Raw genomic sequence first — 19,910 nt, 5'->3', positions numbered from 1 at the left:
GCCCCGAGTTCATCGGAGACCAGTTTGTTTAAGTCAGGCCACTTTACCTGACTCGTTTAAATTATCATAGTAGTCTGTTTCATATTGAGCTGGTGAAATATACCCAATTGAAGATAATAAGCGTTGATTATTAAACCAATTGACCCACTCTAACGTTGCGTATTCAACAGCATCAACATTCTTCCACGGGCCATTTCTGCGAATAATCTCTGTTTTAAATAATCCATTTATTGTTTCAGCCAATGCATTGTCATAAGAGTCACCCACACTGCCTACAGACGCTTGAATTCCAGCTTCAGCAAGTCGCTCAGTGTATCGTATAGACAAATATTGGCTGCCTCTGTCGCTGTGGTGAATTAACCCTTCGGGGTTGCCACGATGCCAAATAGCTTGCTCTAACGCATCAAGAATAAGCTCTGTGTGCATTGTCGTTGATACACGCCAACCTACAATGTATCGTGAAAAAACATCTATCACGAAAGCGACATAAACAAACCCACTCCATGTGGCAACATAGGTGATGTCAGCTACCCAAAGTTGATTTGGCTGCTCAGCAGTAAATTGACGATTAACTAAATCAAGTGGCTTATCTTGTTGCTCGTCAGGTATCGTTGTCTTATGTGCTTTACCCCGACGAACACCTTGAATTCCCATAACTCGCATCAATCGTTCGACTGTACAGCGGGCGACTTGATGGTCGTCAAGCTGTAGCTGCTTCCATATTTTTCTTGCACCATAAACTGACATATTATCCTCCCACACTTCGCGAATGAGTATTATCAGCTCAGCATCACGCTTTTTGCGGTTAGACAGTCGCTCAGGCTCTCTTTGTATCTGTTTATGAGAATAATACGTTGATGGTGCAATCGGCAATTCCTTGCAAATTGACTCGACACCGTAATGCTCTCTGCAAGCATCAATAAAATCCACTATTACTTCTGTTTGCGGTCGAGCTCCGCTTGGGCGAAAAAAGCGGCAGCTTGCCTCAGGATATCATTCGTTCGCTTGAGCTCTTTATTCTCGCGCTCTAAGACGGCAAGGCGTTCTTCAGTTGATTGCGTATTAGAAGAGGGTTTAGACGGTTGAGCTTGAGATTTCTTGACCCATGCTCTAAGTGTTTCTGGGGTACATCCCAGTTTATCTGAAATCGATACTAGCGCAGCCCAAAGAGAAGGGTATTCATGCTGTTGTGTGGTAACAAGCCTAATTGCACGTTCACGAAATTCTGATGTATAGCGATTTGATTTTTTCATAGTTCCAGTTTCTCAAGTTATTGAGTCTCTGGCAAACACGGGGCGATTCAGGTGGACATTTGCAGGCAGTGAAACATTTAAGCGCAAAAGTCGTGATTATGTTGCGCCTATGCAAGCATTTGAAGAGTACCATTCACAAAAGCAAAAAACGTTATTAAACGGCGACATTATTCCCCAAGGGTATAGTGCGCAAGAGTCGTTACAACTAGCGTTTGATAATTTATTTAACCATCAAAATGTAGCGCCTTTTATCAGTAAGCAGTTAATACAACGACTAATTACATCAAACCCTACACCGCAATATGTAGAGCGAATTGCCAGTGTATTTAATGATAATGGCGAAGGCGTTCGAGGTGATCTAGCAGCAGTAGTAAAAGCTATATATTTAGATGATGAAGCTCGTCATTATGGCAGTGTATTAAGCTACCAAGGTAAAATAAAAGAACCGCTTCTTAAAACAGTCCAATTTTGGCGAAACCTAAACGCAAGGTCACCTGAAGGTTATTATAAAACATGGAATTTAGTTGACCGATATGGGCAAGGGCCTATGCAGTCGAGTTCGGTGTTTAACTTTTTTAGACCTGACTACCAGCCTGCTCAGTTGCGAACAAATTCATTAGTGGCTCCTGAGCTACAAATAGCCGGCGATGCAACGCTTATAGGCACCATGAACGAACACTTTGCCGATTTAGTGTGGAGTACTGCAGAGGCGCACACCGATTTAAATCCAAGCGGTATTTATGTTTACATCATTAACGATATGAATACCTTGCAAAACAATGGGGTTAACTACTTACTCGATCAATACAACGTACTGTATTTTGCAGGCTCTATGAGTAGCGACACACGCCAAGCATTATTAGATTTAGATGCTTATTTTGATGACGATCAATATCGCGAACGGGTATCGTATTTACTTTATATGATTGCTATTTCACCTGAATTTAATTTGCAGTACTAGGAGAGACATAATGAGCATTAATAGAAGACAATTTTTGTCGTTATGTTTAAAAGGCGGTGTATCGGCAGCCGCACTGACTAGTTTGCAACTACAAGCGCTTACAGGCTCTGTTAATGCAGTTGAACTAGGCGACTACAAAGCACTAGTATGCATTTTTTTATACGGCGGTAACGATTCACTCAACATGTTGGTACCCCTTGAAGGTGAGCAGCGTAGCTTGTACGAACAAAGCCGACAAAATTTAGCGGTTGCATCGCCAATTACTTTAAATACTGCAACCCAGTTTGCAGGTGGTGTAGGGTTGCATCCATCATTGTCGCCTATTCAACGTGTTTTTAATGAATCTAATTTAGCGTTTGTTGGTGGGGTGGGTACCTTGCTTGCGCCAACAAGTTATAACGATTACAAAAATAATGCAGTGGTGTTACCTAAGCACTTATTTTCTCATAATGATCAGCAAGCATCTTGGATGTATGGCCGTGAAAAACAGTCGCTGAACAGTGGTTGGGGAGCACGTTTGTTAGAGCGTTTAAATCAGCAGGATCAGTTTGCTGCCAATGTGTCGTTAGATGGAACTAATCTGTGGCAAACAGGCAGCCAAACAAAAGCGTTTGCACTAAATAAAAGTGGGATTAGTCGTATAAATGCATTTGGCGGTTATCAACCACGCACAGACCATGTAACTAACATTATGAATCGTATAATGGGCAATACTCATCATCCGCTTAGTGATGCTTATGCAAAAAGCTTTAATTCGGCTATTAACAATACTCAAACTATGAACAATGCGTTAGAGACTGCCCCAGAGCTAATAACACCATTCAGCGAATCTAGTATTTCTCAGCAATTGGCCGCAGTGGCAAAAGCAATTAGTGTGCAGTCTACTTTAGCAACACAGCGCCAAGTGTTTTTTGTTTCAATGGGCGGGTTTGACACCCACGACAACCAATTAGAAACCCACCCGCTTTTGTTAAACTCATTAGCGCAAAGCTTGAGCGAGTTTAATAGCGCAATGCAAGAGCTAAATATGGCAGACAAAGTAACGACCTTTACGATGTCGGACTTTGGTAGAACGCTGACCTCAAATGGTGATGGCACCGATCATGGTTGGGCGGGCAATCAACTAGTAATGGGAGGAGCAGTTAAAGGAGGCGATATCTATGGTGAATTTTTAACGCAGCATTTGGACGGCCCGCAAGACGTTGGCAGTGGCAGGCTCATCCCGAGCGTGGCAAATGAGCAATACTTTGCCTCATTGGCGCAATGGTTTGGCGTTCCATCATCTGAATTGAGCGATATTTTTCCTAATCTGACTAACTTTGATCGCACAACATTGGACTTTTTTATGTAATTAGTTGCTAATGGTAAACCAAAATCAAGCACGTGCAGTATAAGTGCTGTTTACAAAATAACAATTACACACAAAATGGAGCACAAGAATGAAGATTTTAGTCAGCTTGGTGAGTTTAATCGCCTTTTTACTGGTTGTATTACCAGGCCCTTTATACAAGTTTGGCATCGTTGATTTAGGCCTTGCTTTTACAGGCTTTAGATACGGCGTGTATGTGGGTGGTGCAGCACTTGTTTTACTGCTAGTGCAGTTAATATTTATGCGTAAAACCTCTTCATTTGGTAGTGCTATCGTTGCTGTAGTATTTTCTGTGGTTGCTATTGCTATGCCGCTTAACATGATGAATAAAGCCAAAAATGTGCCGCCAATTCATGATATTTCAACCGACTTGGTTAACCCGCCTAAATTTGTTGCTATAGCACCACTTCGCGCTGACGCACCAAACCCAGTTGAATACGCAGGGGAAGAAACCGCGGTACAACAACGTAAAGCTTACCCAGAACTAACAACACTTAACTTTGCACAGTCGCAAAGTGATTTAATTGCAGCAACCGAGCAAGCAATTAAAAATTTAGGCTGGGAATTGGTAAGCGCTAATAAATCACTTGGTTTAATAGAAGCAACAGACACCACAACGTGGTTTGGCTTTAAAGACGATGTTGTTGTTCGTATTGTTGATGAAGGTACTGAGCGCTTTGTTGATATAAGAAGTAAATCTCGTGTTGGTCGCAGCGATTTAGGTAAAAATGCCGAGCGTATTAATACTTTAATTGACGAAATTAACGCAGAGCTTACTAAGTAACACTGCCTTAAATAGTAGTATGTGATTGAGCCCAAATAATATTTGGGCTTTTTTGTGGCTGCTTTTCAGTTTGTATTCACTCCTCAAAGTACATACTCAATGCGTTTTAAATTTTTAAACAACTATGGAGTTATGATGAAAACAGTAGGATATGCAGCAAAAAGCCAAGGGTCTGAGCTTACAGAGTTTGAGTTTGAACGCCGCGATTTACGAAATAACGATGTAGAAATTGAAATTTTATACTGCGGAGTGTGCCATTCAGATTTACACACCGTTAGAAACGATTGGGGCGGTGTAAAATACCCACTCGTGCCAGGCCATGAAATTGTTGGCAGAGTTAAGTCGGTTGGTAGCGATGTTAAAAAATACAAAGAAGGTGATACCGTTGGCGTAGGCTGTATGGTTGATTCATGTAAAAGCTGCGATCAGTGCGACAATAATGAAGAGCAATTTTGCCGTGAGGGCATGGTTGGCACTTATGCCGGTAAAGACAGAGAAACCGGAGAAATGACCCAAGGCGGGTATTCTAAGCATGTTGTAGTTCGTGAAGAGTTTGTACTTTCAATACCACAGAGTTTAGATCTCTCACGCGTAGCACCGTTGTTATGTGCAGGTATTACTACGTATTCTCCACTACATAAATGGGGCGTTAAAAAAGGCAGCCGTGTTGCAGTTGTAGGCCTGGGTGGCTTAGGTCATATGGCGGTAAAAAATGCCGTAGCAATGGGGGCTGAGGTAACTGTTGTTGGCCGAAGCGAATCTAAAAAAGAAGATGCTGTTAAACTTGGTGCCCAGCATTACTTAGTTTCAACAAATGATGACGAAATGAAAGAGTCACAGTCAGCATTTGATGTGATCATTGATACAGTGCCTGTTAAGCACGACCTATCAATTTATACACCGCTATTAGACATAGATGGAGCATTAATTATTGTTGGTCAAGTGGGGCCTGTTGAAGAGTTAAATACAGTGCCATTATTAATGGGACGACGTCAGGTTGCAGGTTCACTTATAGGTGGTATAGCAGAAACGCAGCAAATGCTCGATTTTTGTGGTGAAAACAATGTATTACCTGAGTGTGAAATGATTAACATTGACGAAATTAACACTGCATACGAACGTATGGAAAATTCAGATGTACGATATCGTTTTGTCATTGATATGGCGTCGTTAGATTCGTAAAAATTTATTGATATGAAAGTAAAAGAGCGGCTTATCAGTCGCTCTTTTTGTGTTGTGATTAATTAACTGTGTTTAAATTGGGTGACTTATTAAGTTGTAAATAGCTCAGCAACCACATTCCTAAGCCACCTAAAAATAATGCCGCAGCGACATAGCCAGTTTGATTTGGCGCAGCCCCTTTGGCAATAGCGATTCCACCTACCCACGGGCCAATTGCGTTTGCTGTATTAAATGCACATTGAACTAATGCGCCTATCATCGCGTGACCTTCAGGTGCTACATCCATGAGTAGGCTTTGAATTAATGTCGCTAAACCGACACTACAACCGATGAAAAAAATAACCGCATAAAGCACCCAAATATTATAACTTGCCGTAACATAAGCAAATGCAAAAATAATGGTGCATACAAGCGCAAAGCCTGTAGTTTTTATTGCCGACTTATCTGCAGCTTTTCCTAAAACGTAATTACCCAGTGTACAGCCAATGCCAAACATTACCATTGCCACTGAGATAGTATAAGGCGCTGTATTTGTTACATCTAAAATGGTGTCAGCAATGTAGGTATAAATACAAAACACACCACCAAAGCCAATAATAACAATGCCTAGAATTGACCATACGAGCTTGTTTTTGAGCACACCAAACTCGTTTAATAAGTTAGAGGGTTTAGCGTTATCTATGTTGGGCACGACTTTATAAACTAAAATAAATGCAACAAAAGCAATCGCTGCAGCACCAGCTAAACAGTAACGCCAACTTAAATTTTGGCCTACCAATGTTACAACGGGCACACCAACAATAGTTGCAATGGTTAATCCCATAAATACTTTTGACATAAAGCTGGCTCGTTTACCTTGCGGCGCAATATCAGATGCAAGCAAAATGGCAGCACCAAAATAAGCGCCATGAGGCAATCCACTCAAAAACCTAAATATGATTAACTGCTCTAACGACGTAGCCAATGCACTAAGCCCATTAGATACACACATTAAACTTAAAAAAATCAGCAGTGCTTTTCGTTTTCGCATATTAGCCGTTGTAAGCATTAACACAGGTGCACCAACCACTACGCCTATAGCATACGCGCTTATAGCATAACCACTTTGAGAAGGTGTAGTATCAAATGTTTCGCTTATAAGGGGCAACATTGGCATCATCGAAAATTCAGATAAACCTAAAATAAAGGTGCCTAACGCCAGCACAATTAAAATAGCCGTTTTATTTAGCTGATTGGGTATAGATGTAACATCAGGTTTCATAAACCCCCTTTGAATTAGATGTTTAAATATAAAAAAGTAACGCCAGAGCAAAAAAGCACTATGGGTTATAAATGCAAAAATTTATGAAATGAATATAGAAAAACTTGAAGCAATTAGTTTAAGTGAAGCGACAGGCTAAGTCATTAGATAGAGTTAAATAAATACGATTTATATTATTTAATTAGCACCTAGATACTTAACAAACGCTACAGCTGTGATGAGGGCGAAGAATGAAAAACCGCTTAAAAGTACTCAGGGCTGAGCGAAATCTAACACAGGCTAAACTAGCTGAATTATTAGATGTATCGCGCCAAACCATTAATGCAATTGAAAAAGGTAAGTTTGATCCCAGTTTACCGCTGGCGTTTAAAGTAGCGCGGTTATTTGAATTAAAAATAGAAGATATTTTTGATGATGAATAACGCAGGCATATTTAAAATAAAATGAGCAAAGTGCGACAATTTGTCGCGCTTTTATTCTAGCCTCACGAATTATAATTAGTCCAACTATTACAGTGGCATAATTATAAAATGGCAGATTTAAGCAACACTCCAAACACATATTTATTAACGCCTTTGGCTTTTTTTATAGGCAGCATGTTTTCTTCAGCAGCCTTTGCAGACGACACCTCTTTAGAAGTTATTGAGGTTCATGGACATTCGCAAAATAAACATCTTGCACTTGGTTCTGCAGAATCATTACTAAATGATTTAGGTGTGGATTTTTCTGCTGCAGGTGGGGTGTCTAACTTGCCTATTTTAAATGGCTTGATGGGCGATAGAGTAAAAGTATTGGTCGATGGGGCTGATGTTACAGCGGCATGTGCTAATCATATGAACCCTCCGCTTTCGTATGTTTCTGCTAATCAAATTACGGCTTATCATGTTATTGCGGGTATATCAGCGGTAAGTGCCGGTGGCGATAATATTGCAGGGGTGATAAGCGTAAATACTATTTCACCACAGTATAGCCAAAGTAATGAGCTTAACTGGCACTCAGGCTATGTATCTGCTCAATATAATAGCGTAAACAATGCGCGAAAAGTGGGGGTAGGAGCACGTATTGCGAGCAATACCCTGAGTTTTAATTACCAAGGTGCGTTTAGTGATGCCAAAAGTTACGACGACGGAAATGGAGACTTGGTATTAGATACCTTATATCGCGTTCAAAACCATGCGCTTTCTGCAGCAATACGAGACGAAAAACAACAGTTTGTAATTAAGCTTACACATCAAAAAATACCTTATCAGGGCTTTGCTAATCAGTATATGGATATGACTGATAACACAAGTTATGGCGCAACGGCCCAGTACAAGCGTGTATTGGAAAACAGTGAATTGGAAGCCCAACTTAATTGGCATGAGGTTAAACACGAAATGGGTTTTTTTAGCGCTGAAAAAACAGGCATGATGCCAATGAATACCGATGCGCGCGATATAAGCTCTCAAATTAAATGGCGTTTAAACCTAGATAGCAATAGCAGCCTATTACTTGGGCAAGCATTTTATGATTACCGAATTGATGATTGGTGGTCTGCTGTTGAAGGTTCCGCCATGATGGGCCCTAACGATTACATTAATATAAATAATGGTCAGCGTAAGCGTATTGCAGCATTTGCAGAATTTGAGAGCCAAATAAATACTCAGTTGTGGTTAAATTCAGGTATACGTGTTGAGCATGTAAATACTCGTGCTGACGATGTTCAGCCATATAGCGAAGGTATGGCAATGATGACTATGAGCGCCATGCCAATGCAGCCTAGTAACGCAAGTGCCGCTGCTGCTTTTAATAGCAAAGAGAACGATAAATCAGACACGGTGGTTGATATCAGTGTATTACTTAATTATCAGCTTACTCATACTGACGAGATACAGGTTGGTCTTGCTCGCAAAAACAGAGCACCTAATTTGTATGAGCGATACAGCTGGGGTGTGAGCAATATGGCAACCACCATGATTGGTTGGTACGGTGATGGCAATGGCTATATAGGCAACCAAAATTTAGAAGTAGAAACCGCGCATACAATAAGCTCTACTTATATTAAATCGGCTCAAAACGACGACTGGCAAGTAAGTGCTAACATTTGGTATACCAATGCATCTGACTACATTGATGCAGACCTCGTCAGGTCTTTTAATCGATTTGGCTTAGAAAACACAACACGTAACATACTTAAATTTACTAATACGGATGCCGTATTGTATGGGGTTAAGTTAGATTTAGCCGCTAATATTCATCAATCTAAAGCACTCGGTAATTGGCAATTAAATGCCAATATTACTAATACACGTGCAAAGCGAGATGATACCAACCAGCCGCTTTATCAAATAAAACCACTGCATACCAAGCTTGCAATTAACCATCAACTCGGCCGCTTTGAAAATACGCTGTCGTGGCAATGGAATGATGCTAAAACACGCGTCGATAACAACCGATTAGAAAACCAAACCGATAGCTACAACATTGTAAATTTAGGTTCAAAAGCGTCATGGGGCGACTTAACGTTAAGTGCACAAGTGAGTAATTTATTTGACGAGTACTATCAATTACCGCTTGGTGGGGTGAGCATTGCGCAGCTTAAAAAAGGCGAAAGCACGGGTTTTGAGCAGCTCGCAGGGCAGGGGCGTTCGTTTAATATAGGGATGAGTGTCGCATTTTAAGGTGATTATATAATTTACAACTAAGAGCAGATTACGGCTGCTCTTGGTTTTGTTCAATTTGGGTTGGTTGTTCTGCTTGTTGTTCTAGCTTCTCACGATCAGCTTTTGATATATACGCGGGCTTATTACTTTTGTGTAATTTAGCGTTAGCGCGTTTGTCTTTCTTTTGAAACTTTGTGACTATTTTTTTACGACGATTCACACTGATTTACCCCAATTATTTTAAGCCACCTATTATACCGCTATCCATATTAAAGCCGCCATATAAATATTTACACTTAATAGTTTGTTAAATTACCGCAAAGCGCTATTTGTAATGCTATGTGGGCGCTATAATTAAAGCCCTTAGTTATTAATTAAATGGAATAAGTTTTGAAAAAGTTAGCTTTAGCAAGTGCTCTTTTGTTCGCGTTTAGCGCGCACGCACAGTTACATAAAAATATTGATAATGTTGCCGATTACGCTGTAGATACCTACCAAAATGCACAAGTACACACGCTAACTAACTTAGTTGCTTTTCCTACAGTAAATAAAGATTCAATACCCGCACCACAAAACCCAGATTTTATTAACTTTAAATCGGTATTAAAAATGAAAGCTGCAGAGCTTGGGTTCGACTATCAAGACCTTGGTTACACTGTGCTTATTGGCATGGGTAAACAAACAGACAAGGTAACAGTGGTAACACACGGTGATGTGCAGCCAGCTAATGCGAGTAAGTGGAAGCAAAACCCCTTTATTATTGATACCTCAGAGCCGGGTAAATTAGTAGGCCGTGGTACCGAAGATGACAAAGGCGCTATCGCTACTGCGCTTTACGCCATGAAAGCGATTAAAGATAAAGGTATTGAGCTTGATAACCGCATTGAGCTGATGATTTATCTGGCTGAGGAGTCTGATTGGGGCCCACTTACTGAGTTCATGAAAACATACGAGCAACCAAAGTATGCAGTAACCATTGATGCATCATACCCGGTAGTGGTTGCTGAAAAAGGTTGGAGCTTAATTTCTCCTACATTTAATGCCATATCAGATCAAAAAGCAGTGTATGTAAGCGACCTTGCTGGTGGTGCTTTCAAAAGCCAAATACCAGAAGATGCAAGTTTAGTACTGCATAATGCAAACAATGCGCTAGTTAACCAACTAAAAACAAGAGCCAAGCAACTAAATCAAGTTGAATTTAACTTTAGTAAAAAAAATAACGCCATTGCCATTAATGTAAAGGGCATGTCTGCCCATTCTTCTGAGCCCGAATCTGGCGTGAACGCCATTGCACATTTAGCCGAGCTATTTGATGGAATCGCACTTGAAAACAATAGCGATGGACAGCTTATTAAATTTGTAAATCAACTGATAGGGTTAGATCTTCACGGTAAGCAGTTTGGCGATATTGCCTATAAGCATGACTTTATGGGCCCAATGACCGTAGCCCCAACCGTCATTGAGCGCAGCGGGAATAAGCTAACGTTAGCTGTTAATGCTCGTCGCCCTGTTGGTAAAAGTGAAGATGTATTAAAGCAACAAATAGAGACAGCCGTTAATCAATGGCAAGCTAACAATAAAGTTACACTCGAGAGTATAGATACAGTGATAGGTAATCCTATGCTGTTAGACAATGCGCCGCATGCGCAAAAGCTACTTGATATATTTAAGCACTTTACCGGCGACGAAAAAGCCGATTTTGTATCAATTGGTGGAGGCACTAACGCAAAACTATTTGATAATGCAGTATCGTTTGGACCTTCAATGCCAGGAAAACGTTATACAGGCCACTCTGAGCATGAATTTATTACACTTGAGCAATTAGAGCTTAATTTACGCATGTATACCGCAATGATGATTGAGCTTGGTAATATGTAAGCTCATAAGTGTTTTAATATGAAAGCCGCCTTGCTTAACTAGTAAGGCGGCTTTTTTGTATCTGTTAAAGTTGGGCCACGAAGCGAATATTGTATTGATCGTCGTCATTATTATCGGTGTAACTTGCAGTGATATAGTAGCTATCGTTAAAAAGTCATACGTGCAGATAGAATACTTCAATCTAAAAGTAAGTGAGCTAAATTGACCGTTGAAAAATGCCTACAAATAGTGGGTTTATAATGAGGTAATTAAAATAGAGGTGAGCTATTTACAATTCTTTATAAACCAGTGGCTAATTATTATAAAAAACTTAACAAACTCTCTTCAAAATGGTAAAAATCATACTGTGTAAATGTATTAATACAGATGGATAGCAGTAATATGGACTTTTTGAATTTAGCACTTACGTTTCCTACCATTATTTTCACGGCCCTGCTTTTGGTTGTAATCCTTTTTTGGGTGATCACTTTATTAGGCTTTGCTGACATTGATATGTTTGAATCTGATTTAGACATAGAGCCCAGTTCATCTAATTCAAATAGCGCCCATTCAGCGTTAAACTTTGGTTTTGGCAGTATTCCTATTACGGTATCAATTAGTTTAGTGGTTATGATTAGCTGGCTAATTAGTATTTATGCACATAAGTTTTTTGCTTACCTACTTGGTGATGGTGTTTTATTTTATGTGTTTGGCTTAGCGATGCTGGTAGTAAGCGCGATTATTGCTTTACCAATTGCAGTTATTATTTCAAAACCATTACAACGCTTTTTCTCAAGTGTAGAAACTTCTCGCAGTAGCGACTTATTGGGTCTTGAATGCACGGTTGTTACTGGAAAGGTGACGCCAACGTTTGGTCAAGGCAGAGTTAATTTTCAAGGCACTGAGCAACTCATTGAAATTAGATCGCATGACGAATACCCCTTCAGCGCAGGTGATACGGTAATATTACTTGAGCATATAAAAAAGCAGCATTGTTATATTGTTACTGCCAAACCTTGGTAACACAACTCCGTTTTTGCTGTAAATAACACATAATAAATCGATAATTACGTTAGGACATAACATGGAATTTTTAGATAACTTACTACCTATATTAACGTTTGTAGGTATAGCGATAGCGGTCATTTTTGCTATTTTGTTAATTGTTGGCAAGTTTTATCGCAAAGTGGAACAAGGCCAAGCTCTCATTATAAATAAAATGAAAAGTGAGCCAGACGTTACCACTACCGGTGGCATTGTTTACCCTGTTATCCATAAAATGGAAGTGATGGATATTTCAACAAAGCGCATGGTACTTGAACGTAAAGACAAAGGCGGCTTGATTTGTAGAGACAATATACGTGCCGATATCGCCATTACGTTTTATATTCGTGTTAATGAAAACAAAGACGATATTTTACGTGTAGCAAAGCAAGTAGGTTGTGCACGTGCATCAGAGCATGAAACGCTGCAAGAATTATTTGAAGCTAAGTTTTCAGAGGCACTTAAAACGGTTGGTAAGCGAATGGATTTTGTTGAGTTATTTACTCACCGAAACGAATTTAGAGACAACATTAAAGAAGTGATAGGGCAGGATTTATCTGGCTATACACTTGAAGATGTTGCCATTGATTATCTAGAACAAACGTCGATTGAAAAGCTTGATTCACAAAATATTCTTGATGCGGAAGGTATTCGCCGTATTACCGAAATGACGGCAGCGCAAAATGTATTAACCAATCAGTTAAAATGTGATGAGCGCGCAAAAGTAGAAATACAAAACCAAGAAGCCACTGAGAAATCACTTGAAATAGAACGCCAAAAGCAAGATGCAATGTCGCGTCAAGTTCGTGAAATTGAAACCGTTAAAGCGCGTGAACACGCCGAAGCTGAAAAAGTACGCCACGAAGAGCGTTTAAAATCAGAGCAGGCTCGAATTCAATCTGAAGAGTCAATTGGAATTAGCGAGCAAAATAAGCAGCGTGAACTTGATATTGCAGAGCAAAACCGACTGCGAGTACTGGGTATTGAGGAAGAAAAAGTTTTACGCTCTCGTGAAATAGAAGTGATTGAACGAGAAAGAGAAACTGAAATTTTACGTATTAACAAAGAAAAAGCACTTGAAGTAGAACGCAAAGAAATTGCTGATGTAGTGCGCGATCGCGTAATAGTAGAAAAATCGGTAGCTGAAGAGCAAGAGCGTATTAAAGATGTGCAGGTTTTAGCAGGTGCAGAACGTGAAAAAGACGCCATTATTATCCGTGCAAAAGCGGAAGCAGAAGAAGCACTAGTTAAAGATATTGAAGCTGCTAAAGCGCAAGAACAAGCCGCTGAATTTAAAGCTCGTGAACTTGAAACAATGGCTAATGCAGAGCTGCGCATTGCTAATCAGCAAGCTGAGTCTAAAAAGATACTTGCCCAGGCACACCAAGTTGAAACAGCTGCACAGGGCTTAGCTGAAGCAGACGTAATTACAGCTAAAGCACAAGCAAACGCAATGCAAGGTGAAGTGGATGCTAAAGTGTTGCGTCAAAAATTAGAAGCCGAAGCGCAAGGTAACCGTGAAATAGGGCTATCTCAAGCACAAGTACAAACAGCCATGGCTGATGCGAATGAGAAACAAGGTGAAGTTGAAGCCATTAACCTTGAGCGTAAGATGCTTGCTGAGGCGAAAGGTCTTGAAGAAAAACTACAGGCGCTAAATGCGATGGACCAAGATGCCCGTGATTACGAAAGCTTTACACTACAACTAAACCAGCAAAAAGAGCTAGTGTTGGCTAAAATTGAGGCAGGCAAAGATATAGCAGAGCATCAAGCTCAAGTGATGAGCAAAGCACTAGGCGATGCCGATATTAATATTATGGGCGGCGATGGCCAGTTCTTTAACCAGTTTATGAGTGCTATTAGCTTAGGTAAATCAATAGATGGTTTAGTAGATGAAAGCAAAACAGTACAAACTGTATTTAAAGATCACTTAAATGGCGATCGCAATTTAATTGAGGATTTGAAAGGAGTATTAGCGGGCGCTAACGGCTCAGCTGAAACCATGAAAAACCTCAATATGAGTAAATTATTAAAGCAATTGAGTAACACCACTGCGGCTGAAAAAAGCCAATTACTAAGTATGCTAGGGGGCAATATGGGCAGCGGCCTTGACGAGAAAATAAAACTCGACCCGCAAGACTAACTCCCTCTCAATCTATAGCCGTAATTTATTTACGGCTTTTTTGATCACACATACAAAAGTAATACTGCAGGAAAGGTTTAATGACGGACTCAACACAACATGCTTTAGAGCAGGGATCGTACGATTTAATCAAGCGTCGCTTAAATAATTTTGGCGCAACACTCAAAACGCAAACAGATAACGTTAATTCGCAGCGTATTAGCGAGTTTGGTAGTACAGAGCTTCAAGTTAAAGGGCGCGTGCGTGCGCGAACCGAGCAAAACTGTACGCCTCGTGATATTGTGATTGTAGGCGACAAGGTTATTTTTGCTTACAACGTGTTTTTAGGTCTGAAAAAAGAAACCTCAATTGAAGATGTATTTAGTGTGCACAAATTGGTTCAGCAAGAGGACCACTTTGAGATTGAACCCTACCCAGAAAAAACCTTATTTTTAAACGATACTCGCTTTATTCGCGATTTTGAAGAGCTTTATACTTACTACAAGCAAACTAAGCTGCAGCACCTATATCAGCAAAACGGTAAGTTATTTGCGTTGTTTCAGATTGGTGAAAAGCTCTCTGACGTGCGAGTGTTTAGATGGGAGATACACCCAGATAACACTATTCATTATATAGATAATCGCGGTGAACGCGATATAAAGCACGCACACGATTATGATTTTGAATGGCAACAAACAGACCGCAGTGACCATGTTGAAGGGCGTCACGGTCATATAAATATTGCTGATACCGTATTTGTTGAAACCATTGGTGGCACACTCACCATAAAAATAGAAAACAGCACCGAAACCGGCGAAGGCATTCATCAAGAACCTGTTGAAGATAAAAACCAATCGCTTGCTGATAGCGAGGTTGAATACGCGCAAGTGGGTGACTTGATCTTACTTAAAATTTTGCCATACCGAGAAAAGCAGTGGCGCTATTTTATTTTTAACAGCCGCACTTTGCAGGTAATGCGCCAAGATGCCATTGGTAGCGCATGTGTTACGCTGCCTGAGGACCATGGTATTATTTTCCCCGGTGGTTACTATTTGCAGTCGGGACAGGCTCGCTCATTTGAAGAACAAATTGATGATTTAGAATTTCATCGCCAAGTTAAATCGCCCAATGGCGAAGATGTATTGTATGTATTTTATGAGCCAAGCGAAGGACGCTATGCTTTATTTGCCTACAACATTATTGATAAAAACTTACAAAACCCAATTTACTGTCACGGTTATGGTATTTACAACGATGGCATAGCGTTAACCTTCAAAGCCGATAATGAACAAGCTGAACGCGTACACCCAATCCAAATATGGCAAAGCCCATTTGTATCAGCTGAGTTTGCCGCCAATGCACCTGCTTTAACGAGTTTTTTTGGAAAAATTGGTAACCCCGATTTAGTACGCGGTATTTCAGATTTATATAGTGTATGCAAAGCTATTAACGAACAAAGCCCAAGTTTGTTTCACTACGAAGATATGATTTCGCTGAGCCGAAATATATTTGATCGCTACCATTGGCTCAACGAAAGTGAGTTTGCTGACATAGCGCAAAGCTTGCACAGTATTTTTGAGACAGCTGAACAAGTACTTGATGAATTTGAAAAAGTAACTGAAATACAGAACAAAGCTAAGCAAGCACTTGCAGATATAACTAAACAGTACACAGAAGTAACACGAGAGGTTCGCCCCGATAGCTTTAAAGCTGTGTCTGAATTTGTTACGGCAATAGACGCGTTAAAAGTACTAAAAGGGCAAATAATCAGCCTTGAAGATATTAAGTACATAGACACAGATGCGCTCAACCAGTTACAAGCTGATGTAGATGAGCATTTGAGCGGTGTAAGCCAAGCTACTGCTGCTTTTTTACAGCAATCAACAGCACTAGAGCCGTATCATAAAAAATTAAAAGAGCTCGAAGAGCTAAGCGCTAAGAGTGAAAGCGTAACCGAACTTAAAACCTATATTGCCGAGCTTGATAAACAAAGTGTAGAGCTTGATTTACTTAACCACACTATGCTTGATTTAGACATAGACGATAGCCGTATTCGCACCCAAATTTTAGAAGATATTAGCGGTGTGTATGCGTTAGTTAATAGGGCAAAAGCAGGCATAGAAATACGCCAAAAAAGCTTAGGCAGCGTTGAGGCTAAAGCTGAGTTTGCCGCCCGTTTTAAGTTGTTTTCGCAAAGTATTACTAATGCATTAAATAATGCAAAAACCCCTGAGGCGTGTGACGATCAATTATCGCGTTTGCTAATACAGCTAGAAGAGCTCGAGTCGCAATTTAGCGATTTTGATGAATACCTCAGCGAAATAATAGCCAAGCGAGACGACGTTTACGAAAGCTTTGAAGCACATAAGCAAAGCCTAATTGATGCGCGTCAGCGACGTGCGCTTAATTTAGCAAATGCCGCAGAGCGTATTTTACAGGGCGTTAATCGACGTTCGCAAAGCTTCACTGAGTTAGATGCGTTAAACACCTACTTTGCAGCTGATCCGATGATCAGTAAGTTACGAGCACTTACGCAAGAGTTAAAAGATATTGGCGACGAAATACGTGCCGATGATATTCAGTCAAAACTAAAAGCAAGCAAAGATCAGGGCATTCGCTCATTACGTGATAAACAAGATATATTTACCGATGGCGGTAATACGGTAAGTATAGGTAAACACGCATTTAGTGTTAATAAACAATTACTTGATTTAACGTTACTGCCTCGCGATGAGCAGCTAATGCTGCATTTAACAGGGACCGATTACTTTGAGCCGATTACCGACGCAAAAAGTGTTGAAACATTAGCGCAAAGCCGTCACTTGTGGCAGCAAGCGCTCGTGTCTGAAAACAGCGCTATTTATCGTGGTGAATATTTAGCTGCGCAAATTTTATTAGCCTGCGAAAATAGTGAGCATACACTTACATTTACACAATTACAGCAAGCTAAAGACAACGGTACGCTTTTAAATGTAGTGCAAAAATTTGCAGAGCCCCGTTACCAAGAAGGTTACGAAAAGGGCATTCACGATCATGACGCAAGCGCAATAATAGAGTCTTTACTTAATCAAAAAAGCACCCTTGATTTACTCATTTACCCAGTGAGTTGTAGGGTAGTTGCGCAGCTTTACAGCGCACAATTGTCAGCAGAACAGTTGGCTACTTTTTATCACCAAGCAAAAAATGCATTGTTGATGGAAACGCACTTTGGCGCAATTAACTTTATTAGCGCTTTAACATCTCAACTGAGTGAATATATCAGCGAGTTTTTAAATACGATACCTCGTATGCTTGTGCACTTTAGTAATTTATCAATTGAGCTCAGCGCAGCATATTTAATTAAGCAATTGGCGCAGCAAAAAAGTGCAGATGAGCCTCTGTTTATAGTATCTCAGCAAGCTAAAAACCTCGCCGAGCAGTTTAATAGTGATGCAAATAGTAAGGGGTTTAGCAAAGAGCTAACCCAAGCTAATACCACACTTAATAGCACAGATGAGCGCGGTCTACTTTATTTAAGTTGGCTAAATGCCTATTGTTTACAACACAGTAATATTAGCGCTGAAGTTCAAGCTGAAGCTGCGAATTACCTTCATTTAACAGCCTCTACTTCTTTCAAATACAGCGTTTTAGATGTAAATGCCGATTACACTGTTAGTGGATTAATGGGGCAGCATAAGCAAATAAGTGAGCAAACACTTCAAGTTGATTATGCGTCGTTTTATGCACGCACGCGAGAGTATATTACTGAACAAGTCCCTGCTTTTGAGCAATACCATTCTCTACGTAGTGAAATTTTAGCTGAGCAAAAAGAGCGCTTACAATTAGATGAATTTAAAGCGCGGCCTTTGAGTTCATTTGTGCGAAACCAGCTTATTAATAAAGTGTACTTTCCAATTATTGGCGATAACTTAGCAAAACAAATTGGCTCAGCGGGTAAAAACAAACGCACCGATTTAATGGGGATGCTATTACTTATATCGCCGCCTGGCTATGGTAAAACTACATTAGTTGAATACGTGGCTAACCGCCTAGGCTTAACATTTGTAAAAGTAAATTGCCCGTCAATAGGGCACGACCAAGTATCGCTAGATCCATCTCAAGCCATTAACGCAACTGCCGAAAAAGAGATTGCTAAAATCAATCAAAGCTTTGAAATGGGCAATAACGTAATGCTTTATTTAGATGATATTCAGCATACAAACCCTGAATTTTTACAAAAGTTTATTTCGCTATGTGATGGCTCGCGCCGAATTGATGGCGTGTGGAATGGCAAAAGTAAAACGTATGATTTACGTGGTAAAAAGTTTGCTGTGGTTATGGCGGGTAACCCCTATACCGAATCGGGTGAGAGTTTTAAAATACCGGATATGCTTGCTAACCGTGCCGATATTTATAATTTAGGTGATACGTTAGCAGGGTGCGAGCAAGAGTTTGCAATGAGCTTTATAGAAAACGCCCTTACATCTAACTCCGTGCTTGCACCGCTGGCAAACAGAAATATGGACGATTTATACAAATTTGTGCGTATTTGCCAAGGTGAAGATATACCACTTAACGAGCTTGAGTATGGTTACTCACAAGCTGAGGCCAACGAAATTAAAGCGGTAATTAATAAACTGATCACTATTAGAGACACCGTATTAAAAGTAAATGCGCAATATATTGCTTCAGCTGCGCAAGACAACAACTACCGTACAGAGCCGCCGTTCAAGCTACAAGGTAGCTACCGTAATATGAATAAAATGGCTGAAAAAGTTGTTGCAGCTATGAATGACGAAGAGCTCGAGAATTTAATTTGCGATCATTACCGAGGTGAGGCTCAAACACTCAGTAAAGGTTCTGAAGAGAATCTACTTAAATTAGGTGAACTGCGTGGTACCGCCACAGCGCAAGAACAAGCGCGCTATGAGCAAATTAAAGGTGACTTTGTTAGGTTAAATAAACTTGATGGTGCAGGTAGCCCGGTAATGATGGCGGTTGAGCAAATGGGATATTTGCATGAGGCGTTAGAGGGCATTGCAAGTAAGCTCAGTAAAAGTAACTTAAGTTATGATTACAATGCATCAATTGGCACGGTTGGCGAAGGTTTGGCCAATTTAGATAACCGTCAGAGCTTTAATTTACTTAATGAAACACTTCAAAGCTTATTGCACCAAGCGCCAGATAAAAGCAGTGTTGCAGAGCTAGTTAGTGTCATTGAGAAAAGTAGCGCACATTCTCATTTAAGCGAACTCAATAAAACACTCAATGCTAATAATGTTAATCAAACAATTACGATGTTTGGGCAGCAGTTAGGTGAGGTTATTGCACAAAATACTAATCAGGACGAAATTAAAGTGTTAACTGAAACCCTAAGTCAGGCAATTGCTAATAATGATATAAAACAGCAATTAACCCAATTAGTGCAGGCATGGTCAGGTAAGCAGTAGGTTAGA

The 19,910-nt window shown here is 40.2% G+C and carries 12 protein-coding genes, 1 pseudogene and 1 other annotated feature; of the genes and pseudogenes, 10 read left to right on the top strand and 3 right to left on the bottom strand.

Annotated features, from left to right (window positions below; translation table 11 throughout):
- Positions 1-33 precede the first annotated feature (33 nt).
- A protein-coding gene (locus tag MTP24_RS11835) for an IS3 family transposase (RefSeq protein WP_223230517.1) occupies positions 34-1,253 on the bottom strand; the annotation gives its coding sequence in 2 pieces (ribosomal slippage) (positions 34-965 and positions 965-1,253; 1,221 coding nt in all).
- Positions 859-975: a sequence feature (AL1L pseudoknot), on the bottom strand. Its footprint overlaps the gene before it by 117 nt.
- Before the next feature lie 52 nt (positions 1,254-1,305).
- On the opposite strand from MTP24_RS11835, the pseudogene MTP24_RS11830 reads away from it, so the two are divergent.
- From MTP24_RS11830 to MTP24_RS11815, 4 genes and pseudogenes are all read left to right on the top strand, one after another.
- Positions 1,306-2,214, top strand: a pseudogene (locus MTP24_RS11830) (DUF1800 family protein); the annotation flags it as partial.
- Between the two features lie 10 nt (positions 2,215-2,224).
- Positions 2,225-3,565 (top strand): DUF1501 domain-containing protein, encoded by a 1,341-nt coding sequence (locus MTP24_RS11825; protein ID WP_243531363.1) that lies wholly within the window; start codon positions 2,225-2,227, stop codon positions 3,563-3,565.
- 88 nt (positions 3,566-3,653) lie between these two features.
- Positions 3,654-4,367 carry a DUF1499 domain-containing protein gene (locus MTP24_RS11820; protein WP_243531361.1) on the top strand — a complete coding sequence of 238 codons (714 nt, stop codon included), beginning with the start codon at positions 3,654-3,656 and terminating at the stop codon, positions 4,365-4,367.
- A 135-nt stretch (positions 4,368-4,502) separates the two neighbouring features.
- Positions 4,503-5,549 carry an NAD(P)-dependent alcohol dehydrogenase gene (locus MTP24_RS11815; protein WP_279388994.1) on the top strand — a complete coding sequence of 349 codons (1,047 nt, stop codon included), beginning with the start codon at positions 4,503-4,505 and terminating at the stop codon, positions 5,547-5,549.
- Between the two features lie 58 nt (positions 5,550-5,607).
- Here MTP24_RS11815 and MTP24_RS11810 read toward each other — a convergent pair whose 3' ends face one another.
- Positions 5,608-6,810: an MFS transporter gene (locus MTP24_RS11810; protein WP_243531357.1), complete on the bottom strand. Its 1,203-nt coding sequence runs from the start codon at positions 6,808-6,810 to the stop codon at positions 5,608-5,610.
- A 230-nt stretch (positions 6,811-7,040) separates the two neighbouring features.
- Here MTP24_RS11810 and MTP24_RS11805 point away from each other — a divergent pair, with 230 nt between their 5' ends.
- Complete coding sequence (locus MTP24_RS11805) at positions 7,041-7,232, top strand: helix-turn-helix transcriptional regulator (protein WP_243531355.1); 192 nt, start codon at positions 7,041-7,043, stop codon at positions 7,230-7,232.
- 108 nt (positions 7,233-7,340) lie between these two features.
- On the top strand, positions 7,341-9,470 hold the full coding sequence (locus MTP24_RS11800; protein WP_243531353.1) for a TonB-dependent receptor: 2,130 nt from the start codon (positions 7,341-7,343) through the stop codon (positions 9,468-9,470).
- 31 nt (positions 9,471-9,501) lie between these two features.
- Here the strand turns inward: MTP24_RS11800 and MTP24_RS11795 are convergent, their stop codons facing one another.
- Positions 9,502-9,672: a DUF2986 domain-containing protein gene (locus tag MTP24_RS11795; RefSeq protein WP_243531351.1), complete on the bottom strand. Its 171-nt coding sequence runs from the start codon at positions 9,670-9,672 to the stop codon at positions 9,502-9,504.
- Between the two features lie 170 nt (positions 9,673-9,842).
- Here MTP24_RS11795 and MTP24_RS11790 point away from each other — a divergent pair, with 170 nt between their 5' ends.
- From MTP24_RS11790 to MTP24_RS11775, 4 genes are all read left to right on the top strand, one after another.
- On the top strand, positions 9,843-11,330 hold the full coding sequence (locus MTP24_RS11790) for a dipeptidase (protein WP_243531349.1): 1,488 nt from the start codon (positions 9,843-9,845) through the stop codon (positions 11,328-11,330).
- Positions 11,331-11,696: 366 nt separating this feature from the next.
- On the top strand, positions 11,697-12,332 hold the full coding sequence (locus tag MTP24_RS11785; RefSeq protein ID WP_243531347.1) for an OB-fold-containig protein: 636 nt from the start codon (positions 11,697-11,699) through the stop codon (positions 12,330-12,332).
- Between the two features lie 61 nt (positions 12,333-12,393).
- Positions 12,394-14,496 (top strand): SPFH domain-containing protein, encoded by a 2,103-nt coding sequence (locus MTP24_RS11780; RefSeq protein ID WP_243531345.1) that lies wholly within the window; start codon positions 12,394-12,396, stop codon positions 14,494-14,496.
- 80 nt (positions 14,497-14,576) lie between these two features.
- Complete coding sequence (locus MTP24_RS11775; RefSeq protein ID WP_243531343.1) at positions 14,577-19,904, top strand: DNA repair ATPase; 5,328 nt, start codon at positions 14,577-14,579, stop codon at positions 19,902-19,904.
- Positions 19,905-19,910 lie beyond the last annotated feature (6 nt).

The sequence above is a fragment of the Pseudoalteromonas sp. APM04 genome (assembly GCF_022809815.1).
GTDB classification, from domain to species: Bacteria; Pseudomonadota; Gammaproteobacteria; order Enterobacterales; family Alteromonadaceae; genus Pseudoalteromonas; species Pseudoalteromonas marina.
Note: the sequence above shows the minus strand (reverse complement) of the source record. Positions and strands in the feature narration are given on the sequence as shown.

Coding starts and splice junctions, on each gene's coding strand:
- MTP24_RS11825 (WP_243531363.1), top strand. CDS start 2,225: ATGAGCATTAATAGAAGACAATTTTTGTCGTTATGTTTAAAAGGCGGT.
- MTP24_RS11820 (WP_243531361.1), top strand. CDS start 3,654: ATGAAGATTTTAGTCAGCTTGGTGAGTTTAATCGCCTTTTTACTGGTT.
- MTP24_RS11815 (WP_279388994.1), top strand. CDS start 4,503: ATGAAAACAGTAGGATATGCAGCAAAAAGCCAAGGGTCTGAGCTTACA.
- MTP24_RS11810 (WP_243531357.1), bottom strand. CDS start 6,810: ATGAAACCTGATGTTACATCTATACCCAATCAGCTAAATAAAACGGCT.
- MTP24_RS11805 (WP_243531355.1), top strand. CDS start 7,041: ATGAAAAACCGCTTAAAAGTACTCAGGGCTGAGCGAAATCTAACACAG.
- MTP24_RS11800 (WP_243531353.1), top strand. CDS start 7,341: ATGGCAGATTTAAGCAACACTCCAAACACATATTTATTAACGCCTTTG.
- MTP24_RS11785 (WP_243531347.1), top strand. CDS start 11,697: ATGGATAGCAGTAATATGGACTTTTTGAATTTAGCACTTACGTTTCCT.
- MTP24_RS11780 (WP_243531345.1), top strand. CDS start 12,394: ATGGAATTTTTAGATAACTTACTACCTATATTAACGTTTGTAGGTATA.
- MTP24_RS11775 (WP_243531343.1), top strand. CDS start 14,577: ATGACGGACTCAACACAACATGCTTTAGAGCAGGGATCGTACGATTTA.